Below are 15,676 nucleotides of genomic sequence, written 5' to 3' on the forward strand. Positions count from 1 at the left end.
TTTTTAGGCTGTATCTTTTTTTAGTAACAGAGGAATACCTTTTCTTTTCGTATTTAAAAACCATTTTGTGACATCATCTAAGAAAGCCCATACATCAGCATCTGTTGGTTTCCTATAGCTTTCGATATCAGGATCCTCTCCCATTTTTTCGAAAATCTCAACCAACCAATCAGGTCCATGCTTTTCCACTTTTAAATCACTTAACCACGACTCTAATTCACCAATAGGAACAACAAATAGACCATAATCTTTTAGTTTATTGAGTAAATTATTAAATGCTTCTCTATCCCCATTCTCTAATATTGTTTCTCCTCCGTCTGTTTTCATGTCTTTTCCTGTCTCATCGAACTTTTTCTTAATTAACGTTCTTAGCGTTGCCAACGATTCTAATTCCATACTTGGAATAAAGGCAGAATCCAGAAAGCTGGTCCATACTTTACCGCCTTCTTTTATGATATCGATATCTACGATTCCCGCAACTGGAATACCAATTTCACGAAGAGGCTTTATGATTGTTTTAATAGTCTGTTTATTTTGCGCATGCAAAAATAAACAATTAGGAATTCCTCTATTATCATCTTGAAGTAGTCGTTCATTTATTTCTTGATAAAATGCTCTGTCAGTATCCGATTCGGTGACAATGACAAATTCATAAAATAATCCATTTAAAACCCCAGTAGATCTAAGTAAAGGATTTCTCATTAATTTCAAAATATCTTGATTAGGTAAAACTTTTGCGGTAGAAACATTATCACGGTGTGTTAACCTAACTATATTGACTTGCGCTCCTGATTGAATACAACCCATCACAAAGCTTGAACTGTGAGTTGAAACTAATAATCTTTTTTGTGAAATGGTACTAAGTCTAGATATTTCTTTACCTAATTTAAATGATAAAGCTGGATGCAAAAATGCTTCAGGCTCATCTATCAATAAAATTGATGGATCACCAGCAAGAATTTCGATGAGCATTCCGGTAAATGCTTTTACCCCATCACTTGATTGACTAATCGGCGAAGCTTTTGAGTGAAATTCAACAGCTTCAGCATGAATTCCTCTTTCTTCCATATCATCTTTAGGAGGTATTAAAGATAATTTTAATTTTAACATCCCAAGTTCTGTTGGATCGACTACAAGATAATGACCAAAAGCCTCATAAACAATTTTTCGAACTTGTTTCCTCAATTCATCTTGGCGAAAAAGAATTTGAAAGCTTGTTTGCGGTTCACTTTGCAAGTTACCCGCGTGTTGATCCTCTATTAATTCAATTCTATTTTTACCATTTAGTAGCAATGTCTTATATTTCAAATAATACATACATGCAACTATAGAATTACCGCTATCATTTGGTTTTAATAAACTATCTTTCAAACTATTCTGACCGATTACGAGTTTGTCTCCTTTTTTTCCAACAAAAATATTATCAACTTCTAAAACGTCATCTGTTTCAGGCTTCAAAATAATACTTTGAATAATTGCATCAATTTCATTAATATTTATTTCATTTAATTCAATATTATCAATAATAAAGTTATTAGCATTTTTACGTCCATTGTTACAGAATTGGTAAATCTCAGATAAAACCTTACTTTTACCTGAATTGTTCGGCCCAACAAAAATAGTGATTGGAGTAACGTCGATTGTCGTTTTATTTATTTCGCTAGTAGTGCCAAATTTTATTTTTATATTGCTTATCATCTGTATATTGTGGTTAGAGTTAATGCAATAAAATCATCAATTTCAAGTATTAACACTATTTAAGTAATTACGATACTCACTTAATGATCGATCTTGAGTAAGATAAATTTTCAATAGCGTATTCATAATCACCATACAAATGAACAATCAATGCTAAAACTGTTTAGATAGTGTAGTCATGAGATAAGAGATATGAGATTCTTTTAATGAAGGAGGATTTCATATGACACAAGTCCATCGCAGGCACGATATATCGGATAAGGTTTGGGCATTGCTGGAGCGGCATTTACCTGGACGGGAAGGTAGTTGGGGCGGTATAGCAAGAGATAATCGTCAATTTATTGATGGGGTTTTCTGGATTATTCGCACGGGTGCGCCATGGCGTGACTTACCGCCGGATTATGGAAATTGGAGTAACACTCACCGTCGTTTTATCCGTTGGCGTGATAAGGGAGTATGGGAAAGATTATTGGAAGTTCTGATTGACGAACCGGATTACGAATGGCTAATGATCGATGCAAGCCATTGCAAAGTGCATCCGCATGCGGCAGGTGCAAAAGGCGGCAATCAAGATATGAGTCGCACAAAAGGGGGCTCAACACAAAGATACATCTGGCCGTGGATGCGCATGGTATGCCGCTCAGAATTATTATTACGGAGGGTACCAGAGCAGATTGCACACAGGTTGATCGCCTGATCGAAGGGCTTGATGCTGATTATTTGCTGGCAGACCGTGGTTATGACAGCAACGCAATTATTGAACAGGCAAGGAGGCAGGGTATAAAAGCCGTAATCCCCCCAAAGAAAAACCGCACAGCACAAAGGTTTTACGACAAAGAACTCTATAAATTACGGCATCTTGTCGAAAATGCTTTCCTCCATCTCAAGAGATGGCGTGGGATCGCCACAAGATACGCTAAAAACACCGCATCTTTCCTCGCCGCTGTACAGATCAGATGCATCGCTCTCTGGACAAATATCTCATGACTACACTATCTAGCAAAATATAAGGAAATGTTTATTATATGCTTTATAAAATTGCCTAAATTGGAACTTACCCGTTTACGCAAACTTGAGAACTCCTACATTTTGCCTTTGGCAAAGCCTCGGAGCCTCCTTTCAAGATTTGCTACTAGCCTGAAATTATATTTTAAAGTGTTGCTTTCGTAGAAAGAACTTCAAGAATATGAGGAGTTTTAATTAATTTATCAATAGGTGATGTGTTATGGAGAAAAGATGCCCGCATTGAGCGCTTTACTGGCAAATATTATTTTTTGTTTAACGATATCGAGAGTCGTTGCAAAAAAGAGTGATAAAGAAAATAAGTGTAAAATAGCTGATATGCATAAATAATGCATATCAGCTTGTTTTGAAGTACTACTTTTTTGACCGAACAGTTCGAGCTGTTCACATTTTTAAAGGAGAACCCCTTAAGTATGCTACTTTTTATAATTAATGCAATACGTAAATATGTTTTAAGTAAGATCAATATCAAACTTAAAATCCGTTTTAAATTTAAGTAACTTCCATAAACCAGCATTTCTTAAATCCTATCCTGTTGTTCTGATGGGATTTAGGTATGCTACAAAAATGCGAGTCTTAAAGTTTCTCCGAAATTCTTTCAGGTATGTCAAATATCAAACGCTCAAATTGTTTGCTAGAAATAAGGCGATTTCCTCTTAGAAAGATAATTAATAAAACGTAAGGTGGTATTAACAGTTTGTAAAAAATAAAATTAAGAATTTTCAACTCCCTATCCTCTAAAGCTTGTTAGTCGCAATCCAACCGTAAGTGATTGCTGCATTGCAGGTATCCGGAACAATATTTAAGCGTTGCGCTTTATGGCCATAACAAACGCAGTTTGCTTTGCTGGAAACACAAGCTGCAACTTGCGACCAATCAACATTCTCAGATAACATTGAAAGCGATTCCCTGATGGGTTGATTAGTGATGGTTGCAGATACCGGTACGACAGCATCATTTGGTATTCCGCTAACTTCGGCTGAATTTTCAGTTTCTTTATTTTCTGCAATCGATGGCAGTGGCTCAATCAATCGATCCGTAATGCGACCATAAGTGATCATTGCCATTGTCGGAATCGCGAATAATAGAAAAATTGCCGCATAAACCATTTTAGGAATTGCCGCTTGGGTTTTTCCACATGTAGACTCGCTGAGTAATACAGTTCGAACGCTTTCTTTTCCAGTTTGTACGGTTTCTTGACTGCGTTTGCCCTGTTGGTTTTGAGTTTCGGGTTAGCGCAGTATTCCGACCATTCATATTGTTTATTTCCAGACCATTCCTGGCTCAGGTGAATATGCCCATCTGCGTTTTCCAGTACGAACGGATGCACAAACTTGGGCGATTGCGTGATAACCAGGAAATCAAGCCCGTGCTTTCTATGTTGGGAAAGATACTTGATGTACTCAGGAGGGTCTTTCAGATCGATGGCCGGCCACGGGTAAGCGGCTTCATCCATAACAATAAAGCTGCCTTCCGTTATATTGTTGAGCTTTTGAAAGTGATTGTTCGCGTGATTTCAGCAAAGAAATTACTAAAAAATACCCTGATATTCACATAACAATCAGAAATTGTAACGAATTTGATAATTCGTTGGATTTTGCAAAGGTCTCGAAAGGTAATACAGACATAGATTGGGGCTTGTATAAATATCGGCATTTAGTGGAAAACGCTTTTGCGCGATTAAAGCAGTATCGCGCAGTGGCAACACGATATGACAAACTGAAGAGAAATTATGAGAGTATGGTTGTCTTGGCTTGTGGTTATCTGTGGTTACCCATGTGAAATGTCAACAGACCCTAGCAAGTTGTCTTTATTTAGATTGGATGTTGTTAGAGCCAAAAGGACTGGAGTCGGAGTATATCTGTCTCTTTCTATGCTTTAGAATAGGCAATCTATTGACTCTATAAGATAGTTGACTAATGATAAGATTGTATGTATTGTCATTCTTTATTGAATCATGATTGGCCAAAGGTCGATCTCAGTTCACCGCGTTCTTGCGGTAACTTAAAACCACGTGCGTGGCACGTTCGCAGATATATGGTTGGCTTTAGCCAAATCGTACCTGCCGGCTTTAGTCGAGGTAGTGGTTCAATTTCGGTTGCCGTTTAAAGTTTATTAAAAATATGACGTTAGTCATATTATAGAAAGGAATAGTCGCAAAGTATTATTTCTGAAATAAGGCTAGAGTGAAGGAGTAAAAAAATATGGAAATTAGCAACCTGTTGTTTTGGGCAGTAGGTGCTATTGCGCTGGCTGGTTTCATAGATTGGAAGATCATAAATTGGATAGTAGGCAAAGTTACAGATAACCTACGTAATAAAGTTCATTGTGAACGATTGATATTTGAGCCTGGTGATAAGTTAAAATCAGCAGAATTAGACTAGATTGAAGTAACTCAAAACCGAATGTAAAATACCCCGTCGAAGGGGTATTTTTTTTGCATGAAATCAATGAGAAAGTTTTTAAACTGGTTCGTAAATCACTTATTCGGACACCTAATTACATTACCAGTAGTTAGTTTCTGTTTATTTTTGGTTGCCAAAATACCCGAGTGGCTAGAAATAATCGATAAACCAAGATTAATCAGCTATATCGAGTCACACCCAATACGTGTAGTATTTACTGTACTACTTCTTAGTTTTATTATCCTTTTTATAGGTCGAGGTTATCGCTTTTTAATAACAGCTATTAGAAATAGAGAAATTCTTTTAACTGTTGGGGTATCGGGATTCTGGAATCATTCAAACGACGTTCAAAAGAAAGAGAATTGGGAATTTTGCCAACAAAGAATCTTATCTAACGAAACAAGACAACTGCGAATCCTAGGGGCGACAGGATGGGATACATTTGGTAAAAGAGAGGCACCTTTGCATGACTTGGTTGAAAACTTTACTGGCGAGATAAAGATTTTACTACTCAAGCCGGAAAGTAAAGCAGCTAGTGCTCGTGCTCGATCGGTTGGCGTCAGTCCTGATGATTATAATAAAGAAATAAATGACACAATTTATTTTTGTAACCAACTGAAAGCGCGCGGTAGGCCTATTACTGTGAAGTTTTATGATCAATCACCCATATGGAAAATGATCTTCACAGAGAAATACATGTGGCTTCAATACTACAAACAAGACAAGCACGTGGATGAAACACCAGTCTATATGTTGTTTGCGAATGATAGTAAAACGTCACTTTATTTCCCGCTACTTAACGTCTTTGTTAAAAAATGGGATTACGACAACAACAAAACCGTGGTTGAGCCAGGAAACAGTTAAATTCTTTCTAAAAGATATGATCTTTTGATTGTGTCCAAATACCTGTATTTTGTTCTGTGCTCAATATCTCATTCAATCGCACCATAAGTGGAGAGCATTACACAGACACTCACGGTTTTACGGATACGAATTTTACAGCCTTCGCCATGTATGGGAAACGCTTTGTCCCACGCATACGAGGATTACAGAAGCAGGCAATTTTCCGCATTGATACAGAAAAAGATTATGGTCCGATAAAAGTTTTGTTAGAGAAAAAAGACCGAACCTTGCATCCAGAATGGATCGCTGCCGAATGGGACCGGATGGGACATTTCTATGCTTCACTGGAAAGCGGACACGCCACAGCTTCTACAGCACTCAAACGACTAAACGGATTCTCAGGAAAAAACCATTTCTATCGTGCCAATCGTGAATTTGGCCGTAAGCGTCCAACGCCACCATCTAACAATTTTTAATGCGCTCAATTATCCTCAAACATTTTTTGAGAGGATAACCAATGGCATTACCGACAGATCCGCAAAAACATATAGAGACCTGGCAGTCGAGTGGTTTATCGCAGGTAGCGTATTGTCGTCAGCACAAGCTGAATTCCAAAACATTCGCGAACTGGTTGCGGGTTTATCGTTCTCAACCAGTTGCTGCAGTTGCGTCGACTTTGATTCCGGTTGAGATCAAGTTGGAGCCTTCGTCATCCGGGTCACTGTGTTTACGCTGTCCGCAAGGTCATACGCTAGAACTACCAGCAGAGATATCACCCCAATGGCTGGGGAAATTGCTGAAATGCCTGGATTGATTGCTAATCCGGGTAACATCTGGCTGGCAGTAGAGCCGGTTGATATGCGCCGTGGTATTGATGGTTTGTCGATGCTGGTACAGCAGTCTTTGGAGCATGCGCCTTGCGCAGGTTCAGCTTTTGTGTTTTGCAATCGTGCCGGAAATCGCATCAAGGTGTTGCTGTGGGACGGCACCGGCGTGTGGTTGTGCCAGCGCCGTTTGCATGAGGGTAAATTTGTTTGGCCAAAGTCAGATGAACGCTGTTTTACGTTGACGCAAGCACAGTGGAATTGGCTAATAGCCGGTGTCAATTGGCAGCGATTATCGGCGTTTCCACCGGCACATTTAAAGGCTTAACAAAACATCTATAAGCCTCTATTAATAAGCGTTTCAGTGTGTTTTGTGGTAGAATTGGCACCATGAAAACGCTTGCACAATTAGATCATTTGAATCTTGATGCAGATACTAGAATGCAGGTTCAAATGCTGATTGAGCAATCGCAAAAAGAAATTCATTCTCAGCAGCTCAAAATCCAAGCGCTGACCATGGAGTTGGCCTATTTGCGCCGGAACCTTTTTGGCAAAAAGAGCGAGTCATTATCTGCACACCCCGATTTGTTCGAGGAAACTTTACAAACTGATCTGGCAGCGGTACATGCCGAAATCGAACAGCTCGACCCATCAGCAAAAGCCGATTCGGCTAAATCAACACGTTCCCGCGCTGGCCGCCAACCATTGCCAGAACACCTGCCACGTATTGAACACCGTCACGAACCAGAATCCTGCCAATGCAGTCAATGTGGTCAGAATCTGGTTAAGATCGGTGAAGATATTAGCGAGCAGTTGGATGTGGAGCCAGCAAAGTTCTTCGTTCACCGTCACATCCGTCCACAATATGCATGCAAGACCTGTGAAATCGTTACTGCCGCGCCTATTCCGTTAGCCATTATTGATGGCGGTATGGCCGCACCCGGCCTGCTGAGTTGGGTGCTGACCAGTAAATACCTGAATCACCTACCACTCTATCGCTTAGAACAGATTGCCGCACGGGAACAAGTCACGCTTTCACGCTCAACAATGGCGGAATGGGTCGGTCGTAGCGGCGTTGCACTCCAACCTTTGGTGGATCGGCTGACCTGGCATCTGTTGCAAGGCAACACGCTGCATGCCGATGAAACGCCAGTAGCGCAACTTGATCCTGGCAAAGGCAAGACGCGCAAGGCCTACTTGTGGGCCTATCGCAGCAACGACTTGGAACCTGGGCCGCGCATTATCATCTTCGACTATCAAGCCGGTCGTAGTGGCCGGCATGCGCAAAGCTTTCTGGAAAACTGGCATGGTCATTTGCTGGTCGACGACTATGGCGGCTACAAAGCCCTGTTCGCCGAAAAACAGACGGAGTCCTGCACTGAACTGGCTTGTTGGGCGCATGCACGCCGTAAATTCTTCGATCTGCACCAGGCTAATAGCAGCCTGATGGCGTTGGAAGCGTTGCAGCGTATCGGCAACTTATATACTATTGAAGTAGAAGGTAAAGATCTGACCATCGCAGAACGTCAACAACTACGGGAAGAAAAAAGCCTGCCCGAGTTGGAGGCATTACACGATTGGCTGGTGCAAACCCGCGCTCAAACAGCAAATGGGGGTGGTTCCGCCAAAGCCTTGGATTACACACTGAAACGTTGGGGCAGCCTGATCCGCTATGCACAAACCGGCCACCTGCCAATTGACAACAATCCCGTAGAAAATGTCATTAGACCTATCGCGATTGGAAAAAAGAATTGGTTATTTACCGGTTCAGAGCGTGCAGGCCAACGTGCAGCAGCTATTCAAACTCTATTTGGAACTGCTCAACTCAACGGTCTGAACTCATCTGATTGGCTCAAAGATACGCTCATAAAATTACCCACGTGGCCTAACAGTCGAATTGACGAGTTGCTACCGTTACCACCTGAATTTATTGAAATGCTGAGAAAAAATAATTGATAGATGGTGGCGCTGGACGCTTACGCTGCATGTGATTTTGTTACCGCTTGATCGCGGGTGTCATTGGACAACATTTCTGCAATTAGTCGATCATCAAAGCGGAAACGGCAAAGCAGCATATTTGAAGCGGCCATTTTAATGAGTTGAGCGGAAGTTAATTTTTCCAAGATTGCAGCAATATCTTGATTGATACCTAATCGATACATTGCAGACACCTTATCTTCTCGTAACATTTGCTTAGCAAGCAACAAATAACTCAAATTGATGTCTTTAATTTCATCTAGAATTTGATCTGATTCCATTTTAATACTCCTTTAGATTAAAAAATCTTTACATCAAAAACACATAAATCGTATGTGTAGATTTTCAACCATCGTGAGGTCTAAGTAAATGGAAGTTAGGCCTAAATGAGGTTAGGTAATATTCTCATCACAATGTAAGAATATTGCCTACAAATACAAAAGCTAGATTTCTAAAATCTAGCTTTATAAGATGAATCTCCTCGAATGCGGAGGCTTCTTAAATTTCTGAGTTGTCAGAATCGGCAATACTATCATGCATAAGGAGGCGACCTATTCGTAGAATATCAACAGGAAAAGGCCTTAAACTAATGCAATGAAGAACTCGTCCATACTTCAAGACAGCCAATCGTTATCAAAATGTAACCAATCAGATCACTATCTTAGAAAGGCAGTTTAAAGCCAGGCGGCAAGCCTAGTCCACTGGTAAGTTCCGCCATTTTTTCTTGGGAGGTGGATTCTACACGGCGTACAGCATCATTGAAAGCCGCTGCTACTAGGTCTTCGAGCATTTCTTTGTCGTCGCCCATAAGACTGTTATCAATACTGACTCTTTTAACATCATGGCGACACGTCATGATAACTTTAACCATGCCGGCTCCTGACTGACCTTCCACCTCGATGGTGGCGAGTTTTTCCTGCATTTGTCGCATATTTTCCTGCACCATCTGTGCTTGTTTCATCATATTTCCCAGATTACCTTTCATTCTTAAGTCTCCTTTATTTTTGAGTCGGTTTAATTGAAGGAATGATTAATTTTGCATCAAACTGTTCGATCAATTCTTGCACAATTGGATCTTTCTCAATGGCTTCAATGGCTTTTTCTTGCTTTACTTGTTCTTCACGTTGTTGCAGCGCCACCGGCGTCAATCCGGTAATACTGCCTATGGAAAAATTAAGCACGACAGGTTTACCAAAATAAGTATTCAGCGCTGCCTGGATTTTATCTTGATATTTCTTATCTAGCAGATGCTTATGCATATCCGGAACGCACAATTCGATGTTTTCTGCCGAAAGCGCTTTGGCTTCACTATGTTGCGCCAACATTTTAGCCATTCCTGTCAGTTTTAGTTGCTGAGTCAGTTGTGGCCAGACAAGATCGGATGAATCGACGTTGATACTATGGATGGGATGCTGCAAAGTGTGTTCGGATTTTACTTGCGGCTTATGAGCGGTTTTCCCGGATGGTCTGTTATCTGTTGCCGGAATCTGCAGCGACTGGTGGTTTACTGTCAGATCATCCGGCATGAACGTTAACATGCGCATCAGTGTCATGGTGAAACCGGCGTATTCATCCGGCGCCAAACTCAGATCGCTGCGTCCGTGCAATGCGATCTGATAAAACAATTGGATATCATCGGGTGCAAATGCTTTTGCCAAGGCGAAAATACGTGCATGTTCTGGAGTACCTTCACTGATTGCTTGCGGAACGGCCTGTGCCAGTGTAATACGATGCAGTAAGGTTGCCAGATCCTGCAAAGCGGCGTCAAATGAAAGACACTGTGCCTCCATTTCATCTGCCAATGACAATAACTTCAGACCATTCCTCTGCATCAAAGCTTCCAATAGATCAAACAGATAACTTTGATCGATGATACCCAGCATATCCCGTACACCCGCCTCTTCAATTGTGCCTTCACCGAAGGCGATGGCTTGATCTAACAGGCTTAAGGCATCACGCATACTGCCTTGGGCAGCACGGGCAATTAATTGCAGCGATAGAACGTCATTGGGGATTTTCTCCTGCGCCAATATCTTTTTGAGGTGATCGGCAATTTGTGTTTGCGGGATTTGTTTCAAATTAAATTGCAAACAACGTGACAGAACTGTGATCGGGATTTTCTGTGGATCGGTTGTAGCCAGCACAAATTTGACATGCGCCGGTGGCTCTTCCAGTGTCTTTAACATGGCGTTGAACGCCGACTTGGAAAGCATATGAACTTCATCGATGATATAAATCTTATAATGCCCGCTGGTTGGCGCATACAACGCGTTTTCCAGCAGCTCACGCATGTTATCCACTTGCGTATTTGAAGCGGCATCCAATTCAATGAGATCAATAAAACTTCCGGTATCAATTTGCTGGCATGCCGGACATACACCGCAAGGCGTTGCAGTTACCCCCGTTTCACAATTGAGCGATTTGGCTAGAATACGGGCGATGGTCGTTTTCCCGACACCGCGCGTGCCAGTCAGCAAATAGGCATGATGTAATCGATTTTGTTCAAGCGCATTGGTCAGCGCTTTGATTACATGCTCTTGCCCTGTCAACTCTGAAAAATTTCTTGGGCGCCACTTACGCGCGAGGACTTGTGTTTGAGACACGTTTTTGATTGTGTTGGAAAAACGAACTAGACCTATTAAATTAATCAATAGTCCAAAGATAGACCCAATAGCACGATTGGGTGGCGAGCCAGACCCCCGGCACTCGCAATAAACAGCTGTGGCTGCTTCCTTCCGGACCTGACCAGATTCACTATCTTGCAATGCGGGGAGGCCCGCCATAAAAAATTTATAAACTATAAGCCTATTAACTCGATATCTGAGTTAATACGATAACTGCGCTGTAGTTTAACTGCCTGCCGGAAAAAAAATCTATTGATTACAAAGATTATTTAACCAAACACAGAATTATCACTTAAAAAGTGCTTGAAGTATATCAGTTGACGAGCAATTACTCCAATTGGAATTCATCATTAAAGACTTTGCCATATTATGAACCGTTAAGGCAATGATAATCAGTAGTACAGTTGTTAAGCAGCTAATAAATAAACTAAGAATGGGTATCTACTTGACAAAATAAATACATTCAAATCCGCTATAGTCATCCAATTATCCTATTTATGAAGCCTTTGATTATGTTCAACCATCACGACTTACTTGAAGATCTAAATAAGCAACTTCCCTTGAAAGATAAACTTATTAGCGCACACAGATCTATCCAGCAAAAATTTCCCTTTATCGCTCGTATCGCTATCACCTTGTATGATGCCGAAACGCGAATACTTAAAACTTATTTGGATAGTAGCGGAGAAGACAAGCCACTGCTGCATTACCAATCGCCTTTGGAGAACGCCCCATCATTGCAGACAATTCTCGACAAAGGCCTGCCCCGCGTTATCAATAACTTAGTTACTTTCGAAAAAGGTACCCATGAACACACGCAGCGAATCGGACGCCAGGGCTATGCAGCAAGCTACACCATGCCAATTTTTCATGCGGGTGATTTTGTTGGATTTTTATTCTTTAATTCTTACCAGAGTGATGTATTTACCGAGCAGGTATTGAATGTCCTTGATATTTTTGGTCATCTTATATCGTTGATGATCATTAATGAGCTTGCCATTTTCAAAGTAATGAACGCCGCTCTCAAAACCACCAGCCATATCACCCACTTACGCGACCCCGAAACAGGCAGCCACCTTGATCGTATGTCTCGTTACAGCCGTCTAATCGCCGAATCACTTGTAACTAAATACGAGCTGGATGATGTCTATATAGAGCGTATTTTTATGTTCTCCCCGCTTCACGATATTGGAAAAATTTCAATACCTGATAGCATCTTATTAAAGCCGGGACCACTGAATGAAGAAGAAAGATCAATTATGAATACCCATGCACGCAAAGGTAGAGAAATAATTGATGATATTGCTGCAAACTTTGGATTTGATTGTATTAGCAGCATTGATATCTTAAAAAATATCGCTGAATTTCACCATGAAGCTGTTAACGGCAGTGGTTACCCAACCGGAAGGAAGAGCGAAGAAATTCCATTAGAAGCCCGCATCGTCGCAGTTGCCGATGTATTTGATGCATTGACTTCCCAGCGTCCTTACAAGAATGCCTGGAGTAATGAGAAAGCATTTGATACGCTCAGGCAGATAGCCGGTGAAAAGCTGGATATCGACTGTGTCAATGCCTTGATTGCAAATCAGCAAAAAATCGAATTAATTCAAAAACAATTCAAGGAAAATATCTACTAGGGCAATCTGATCAAGGGTATCCTGTAAAATGGAGTGTGTATCCACGCCAGGCGAGATATATAGGATTATGGTCATTCACAAATCTTTCACGAATCTGATCAAACCAAGCGATGCCGCGTCTTGGATTTCATGCATTCGGCGTACCTGGTTAGAGAAATATCATCCTACCGAATATGAAATAGATGCATTTAACCAGCTGTTAATCGACGCTGGGCTTAAGCACGAAGCAGCTATTTTGACTATGTTAGAAAATCAATATTCTGTTGCCAAAGCTGATTCTTTCGACCATACGCTTTCCCTGATGCAACAAGGTATACCTGTAATTTATCAAGGACGGCTGATCAATGAATCGGAAGGCTTGGTTGGTTACCCCGATTTCTTGATTCTCCATGAGAGCGGTCAATACCAACCTGCCGATGCAAAACTTTCACTCAGCGAAAACAAAAAAACAATCCAAATACAACTGGGAATATATCGTCGTCTGCTCGATAATAAATTACCCGCTATTGTTTTTCTTGGTGATGGTCGTACTGCGTTACTCGACGACAAAGTCGATTCGCTGGTTGATGAGTTCATCGCTGGCATGAGATCGCTGCTCAACTTACAGCAGCAACCCGTGGTTCGCTATAGCCATAGCAAATGTCGCACTTGCCCTTATTACACTCACTGTCTCCCGGAGTTTGAGGCAAACGAAGACATATCACTGCTCTATGGAATCCATGGCAGTGCAGCCAATTATTTAGCGGATGCCGGCATTTCAACTATGACTCAACTCTCTATGAGCAATGCTGAATCCTTGCCTGATGTGCCTTATCTCAAAGGCCACAAGAGAAAGCATCGCGCTATCCTGCAGGCTCAGTCGTCGCTGACCGGAAAAATATTTCAACTCAAAAAAATTGAGCTGCCGGAAGGCACTTGGGTTCATTTTGACATTGAAGATAATCCACTAACACAAACCCGAGAACGTCATGTTTATCTTTGGGGGCTTCTGCCACCCGCATATACCAAGGAAAGCTTTGAGTACATCTGGACCGATGATGAAGCCAGCGATTATCAAGGTTGGTTAGTTTTTTTGCAGAAAATTGAAGCATATCGCTCGCAATACACTCCGTTAGTGCTTGCACATTATTCGAATCATGAAAAGGCTACGATCAGGAAATATGCAGAACGTTATGCCATGGAGAATCACAACACCGTGGCATGGTTACTCGGCGATGATAGTCCATTGTTTGACATGCAAAAACCTATTCTGGATTGTCTGGTTTTACCACTGCAAGGATATGGGCTGAAAGATATTTGCAAGCATCCGGATTTAGTCAATTTTCAATGGGAAAATGAAAAGTCTGGCTCACAGTGGTCCGTAGTACAGTTCGATCGCTTTCAATCAGAAACAAGTCTAACTGAGAAACAAAAAATAAAAACAGAGATATTAAGTTATAACCGTGATGATGTGTCGGCTACACGGCAACTTGAGTTATGGCTAAGAAGATTTCTTCTTGAATACTAGGTTTTATTAGAATTACGGCCCTAGTTCTCACTAGGGCCGTTTGAAAAACAAGTTTTAAAACTTTATATGTTCGTTACAGCCTTCTTATCGAGCAAATAAATACTAATCACCTGTTTCTTCATTAGTTATTGTAGAACTTTGCTATCTAATTCTCACTGTAATACTGAAGAATTCACAGCAAGATCGACTTATTTACTCTCTTGCCCCACACCTTCTTTTTTGTTTTTTTCGAGTTCGCTATCAGATAATAAACCTTCTCGTTCTTTATAAAGGCTTGGAGGATATTGACCTGGCTTTCCTTCGCCTTTGCATCCGATCAGCATAAAAGTAATAAGCACAACAGCAAAAAGTGAATATTTCATTAATAATCTCCTTATGAATAATATCAAACATTGTTTATGGATATTTTCAATGCCATGTTGAAACTTCATCATCTCAAACTATAAACTATATACCAGACTGAATCTTCATCAAAAGTCAGACCCTAATCTTACAGAAACAAATCATCATTAAGATCAAATATCTACAAAAATATACATTCTTAATCTACTACAACAGTTGTATACAGTCTTATAGTAAATATGAATAAGCGGAACACTCATTCGACATAAGGATAGCATTAAAAAATAGAGTGTGGAATTTAAAATGCACCAGAGATCTATAGAAAAATTCAAAAAAGCCAAGAAAAACAAAAATCAGTACTGCCATTCTGGAACTATAGTCAAATCTGGTGTACGGAGAATCAAGCGGCAACCTGTTTTTGATCTCCCGTTTGTTGTTTTATGCCGTTAATGAATGTAATACCGGAGACTACATCGGCCAGCAGATTGTAGCCCCTTAGTCGGAACCATTTTTTCTGCGCTGTTTCCATAAGTTTGAACGCCATAGTCAGCGTTATTGTGCGGCTGCCGCGGTTTTTGGTCTTGGCTGTTCTCAACCTGACAGTAGCAAATACAGATTCAACCGGATTAGTTGTTCTGATGTGCTGCCAGTTCTAGGCAGGATAATCGTAGAAAGCCAGCATGGAATCTTTATCTTTAGCTAGGCATTCCATGGCTTTTGGGTACTTCGGATTAAAACGCGTTATACAGTTATCAAACGCTTCATAAGCTTTTTCACGTGTTTCTGCTTGCCAGAT

16 protein-coding genes, 1 other RNA gene and 2 pseudogenes are annotated in these 15,676 nt (G+C 40.8%); 10 read left to right on the forward strand and 9 right to left on the reverse strand.

Annotated elements, in window-relative coordinates; genetic code table 11:
* Positions 1-3: 3 nt before the first annotated feature.
* Positions 4-1,698, reverse strand: a complete 1,695-nt coding sequence (locus tag C8R34_RS04535; protein WP_110338271.1) for an ATP-dependent endonuclease — start codon at positions 1,696-1,698, stop codon at positions 4-6.
* A gap of 223 nt (positions 1,699-1,921) precedes the next feature.
* On the opposite strand from C8R34_RS04535, the gene C8R34_RS04540 reads away from it, so the two are divergent.
* A protein-coding gene (locus C8R34_RS04540) for an IS5 family transposase (RefSeq protein ID WP_110338273.1) occupies positions 1,922-2,685 on the forward strand; the annotation gives its coding sequence in 2 pieces (ribosomal slippage) (positions 1,922-2,279 and positions 2,279-2,685; 765 coding nt in all).
* Positions 2,686-3,458: 773 nt separating this feature from the next.
* Here C8R34_RS04540 and C8R34_RS16860 read toward each other — a convergent pair.
* Positions 3,459-3,788, reverse strand: a complete 330-nt coding sequence (locus C8R34_RS16860; RefSeq protein ID WP_258364353.1) for a hypothetical protein — start codon at positions 3,786-3,788, stop codon at positions 3,459-3,461.
* Entirely contained in the window at positions 3,779-4,177 is a 399-nt protein-coding gene (locus C8R34_RS16865; protein WP_258364354.1) for a zonular occludens toxin domain-containing protein, read from the reverse strand. The genes C8R34_RS16860 and C8R34_RS16865 overlap by 10 nt, the downstream gene beginning before the upstream one ends.
* Before the next feature lie 158 nt (positions 4,178-4,335).
* On the opposite strand from C8R34_RS16865, the pseudogene C8R34_RS04550 reads away from it, so the two are divergent.
* The 7 genes and pseudogenes from C8R34_RS04550 to C8R34_RS04580 all read left to right on the forward strand — a co-directional run.
* Positions 4,336-4,503 (forward strand): annotated as a pseudogene (locus tag C8R34_RS04550) (transposase); the annotation flags it as partial.
* A 422-nt stretch (positions 4,504-4,925) separates the two neighbouring features.
* Positions 4,926-5,105 carry a hypothetical protein gene (locus C8R34_RS04555; RefSeq protein ID WP_110338275.1) on the forward strand — a complete coding sequence of 60 codons (180 nt, stop codon included), beginning with the start codon at positions 4,926-4,928 and terminating at the stop codon, positions 5,103-5,105.
* A 57-nt stretch (positions 5,106-5,162) separates the two neighbouring features.
* Positions 5,163-5,990 (forward strand): hypothetical protein, encoded by an 828-nt coding sequence (locus tag C8R34_RS04560; protein ID WP_132467066.1) that lies wholly within the window; start codon positions 5,163-5,165, stop codon positions 5,988-5,990.
* Positions 5,991-6,046: 56 nt separating this feature from the next.
* On the forward strand, positions 6,047-6,445 hold the full coding sequence (locus C8R34_RS04565; RefSeq protein WP_132467067.1) for a Tn3 family transposase: 399 nt from the start codon (positions 6,047-6,049) through the stop codon (positions 6,443-6,445).
* 41 nt (positions 6,446-6,486) lie between these two features.
* Positions 6,487-6,783: a hypothetical protein gene (locus C8R34_RS04570; RefSeq protein ID WP_110338169.1), complete on the forward strand. Its 297-nt coding sequence runs from the start codon at positions 6,487-6,489 to the stop codon at positions 6,781-6,783.
* On the forward strand, positions 6,750-7,121 hold the full coding sequence (tnpB, locus tag C8R34_RS04575; RefSeq protein WP_258364350.1) for an IS66 family insertion sequence element accessory protein TnpB: 372 nt from the start codon (positions 6,750-6,752) through the stop codon (positions 7,119-7,121). The genes C8R34_RS04570 and tnpB overlap by 34 nt, the downstream gene beginning before the upstream one ends.
* Before the next feature lie 62 nt (positions 7,122-7,183).
* Complete coding sequence (locus C8R34_RS04580; protein ID WP_110338173.1) at positions 7,184-8,749, forward strand: IS66 family transposase; 1,566 nt, start codon at positions 7,184-7,186, stop codon at positions 8,747-8,749.
* A 20-nt stretch (positions 8,750-8,769) separates the two neighbouring features.
* On the opposite strand, the gene flhD is transcribed toward C8R34_RS04580, so the two are convergent.
* The 4 genes from flhD to ffs all read right to left on the reverse strand — a co-directional run bounded on the left by flhD (position 8,770) and on the right by ffs (position 11,551).
* Positions 8,770-9,051 (reverse strand): flagellar transcriptional regulator FlhD, encoded by a 282-nt coding sequence (flhD, locus tag C8R34_RS04585; RefSeq protein ID WP_110338281.1) that lies wholly within the window; start codon positions 9,049-9,051, stop codon positions 8,770-8,772.
* 380 nt (positions 9,052-9,431) lie between these two features.
* Positions 9,432-9,755, reverse strand: a complete 324-nt coding sequence (locus tag C8R34_RS04590) for a YbaB/EbfC family nucleoid-associated protein (RefSeq protein ID WP_110338283.1) — start codon at positions 9,753-9,755, stop codon at positions 9,432-9,434.
* Between the two features lie 13 nt (positions 9,756-9,768).
* On the reverse strand, positions 9,769-11,373 hold the full coding sequence (dnaX, locus tag C8R34_RS04595) for a DNA polymerase III subunit gamma/tau (RefSeq protein WP_110338303.1): 1,605 nt from the start codon (positions 11,371-11,373) through the stop codon (positions 9,769-9,771).
* 79 nt (positions 11,374-11,452) lie between these two features.
* An RNA gene (gene ffs, locus C8R34_RS04600) (signal recognition particle sRNA small type) lies at positions 11,453-11,551 on the reverse strand.
* Positions 11,552-11,954: 403 nt separating this feature from the next.
* Here ffs and C8R34_RS04605 point away from each other — a divergent pair.
* Positions 11,955-13,031 (forward strand): HD domain-containing phosphohydrolase, encoded by a 1,077-nt coding sequence (locus C8R34_RS04605; protein ID WP_258364355.1) that lies wholly within the window; start codon positions 11,955-11,957, stop codon positions 13,029-13,031.
* 67 nt (positions 13,032-13,098) lie between these two features.
* Positions 13,099-14,538, forward strand: coding sequence for a TM0106 family RecB-like putative nuclease (locus tag C8R34_RS04610; protein ID WP_258364356.1), 1,440 nt, complete (start codon positions 13,099-13,101; stop codon positions 14,536-14,538).
* A 188-nt stretch (positions 14,539-14,726) separates the two neighbouring features.
* On the opposite strand, the gene C8R34_RS16415 is transcribed toward C8R34_RS04610, so the two are convergent.
* The gene (locus C8R34_RS16415; protein WP_165872523.1) at positions 14,727-14,900 is read right to left on the reverse strand and encodes a hypothetical protein; all 174 of its coding nucleotides are present in this window, start codon (positions 14,898-14,900) and stop codon (positions 14,727-14,729) included.
* A 380-nt stretch (positions 14,901-15,280) separates the two neighbouring features.
* Positions 15,281-15,676: pseudogene (locus C8R34_RS04615) on the reverse strand (transposase); the annotation flags it as partial.

It is taken from the genome of Nitrosomonas sp. Nm84 (genome assembly GCF_003201565.1).
GTDB lineage: Bacteria > Pseudomonadota > Gammaproteobacteria > Burkholderiales > Nitrosomonadaceae > Nitrosomonas.